The 440-nt window shown below is 68.0% G+C and carries 1 protein-coding gene; it reads left to right on the top strand.

Features of this window, described 5'->3' with window-relative positions; genetic code table 11:
• Nucleotides 1–440: aldehyde dehydrogenase family protein (locus C1I98_RS46660; RefSeq protein ID WP_146607972.1), on the top strand; the 440-nt coding region annotated here is incomplete at both ends.

The raw sequence follows: 440 nt of genomic DNA, 5'->3' as shown, positions 1-440 counted from the left end.
GCGTGGCATCTACGACTCGTTTGCTGCCAAGCTGGCTGACGCCGTGCGTGCGCTGCGCGTCGGCAACGGTACGGAGCCCGGAGTGCAGCAGGGGCCGCTGATCCACATGCGCGCGATGGACAAGGTGCAGCAGCATCTGGACGACGCCGTACGCCAGGGCGCCCGCGTGCTGGTGGGCGGCAAGCCGCATGCCCTGTCGGCGCAGGGCGGCGCGTTTTTCGAGCCGACCGTCGTGGTCGATGCGAAGCCGGGCATGCTGGTCGCGCATGAAGAAACGTTCGGCCCGCTGGCGGCGCTCATCCCCTTCGACACGGAAGACGAAGCCGTGGCCGCTGCCAACGACACCGAGTTCGGTCTCGCTGCGTATTTCTACACGCGCGATCTGGGCCGGGCGTGGCGCGTTTCGGATGCGCTGGAGTCGGGCATGGTCGGCGTCAATA

Origin of the sequence: Spongiactinospora gelatinilytica (assembly GCF_003236385.1) — a bacterium.
In the GTDB taxonomy this organism is placed as follows: domain Bacteria; phylum Actinomycetota; class Actinomycetes; order Streptosporangiales; family Streptosporangiaceae; genus Spongiactinospora; species Spongiactinospora gelatinilytica.
This window is presented reverse-complemented; position numbering and strand designations above follow the sequence as displayed.